Raw genomic sequence first — 606 nt, 5'->3', positions numbered from 1 at the left:
CCTTCATCGACTCCTAGTGTCAAGGCATCCACCGTGCGCCCTTTCTAACTTAACCAAACTAAAAATTAAAAAATATGAGCTACACTGTTATCTAGTTTTCAAAGAACATACATTTATATATGAGAGATAGTTCTCTCAAAACTGAACAAAACGAAACACGGAAACTTATATTGATGAACATCGTTCATCAATTCTCCATAGAAAGGAGGTGATCCAGCCGCACCTTCCGATACGGCTACCTTGTTACGACTTCACCCCAATCATCTGTCCCACCTTAGGCGGCTGGCTCCAAAAGGTTACCCCACCGACTTCGGGTGTTACAAACTCTCGTGGTGTGACGGGCGGTGTGTACAAGGCCCGGGAACGTATTCACCGCGGCATGCTGATCCGCGATTACTAGCGATTCCAGCTTCATGTAGGCGAGTTGCAGCCTACAATCCGAACTGAGAACGGTTTTATGAGATTAGCTCCACCTCGCGGTCTTGCAGCTCTTTGTACCGTCCATTGTAGCACGTGTGTAGCCCAGGTCATAAGGGGCATGATGATTTGACGTCATCCCCACCTTCCTCCGGTTTGTCACCGGCAGTCACCTTAGAGTGCCCAACT

General features: G+C 48.0%; 1 rRNA gene. It reads right to left on the bottom strand.

The features are described 5' to 3' along the window. Positions 1-201: 201 nt before the first annotated feature. A 16S ribosomal RNA gene (locus tag MR147_RS26760) occupies positions 202-606 on the bottom strand; the annotation flags it as partial.

This window comes from Bacillus cereus group sp. BfR-BA-01350 (genome assembly GCF_022663775.1).
Taxonomy (GTDB): domain Bacteria; phylum Bacillota; class Bacilli; order Bacillales; family Bacillaceae_G; genus Bacillus_A; species Bacillus_A paranthracis.
The sequence above is the reverse complement of the archived record's forward strand: the minus strand, read 5'-3'. Positions and strand labels throughout refer to the sequence as shown.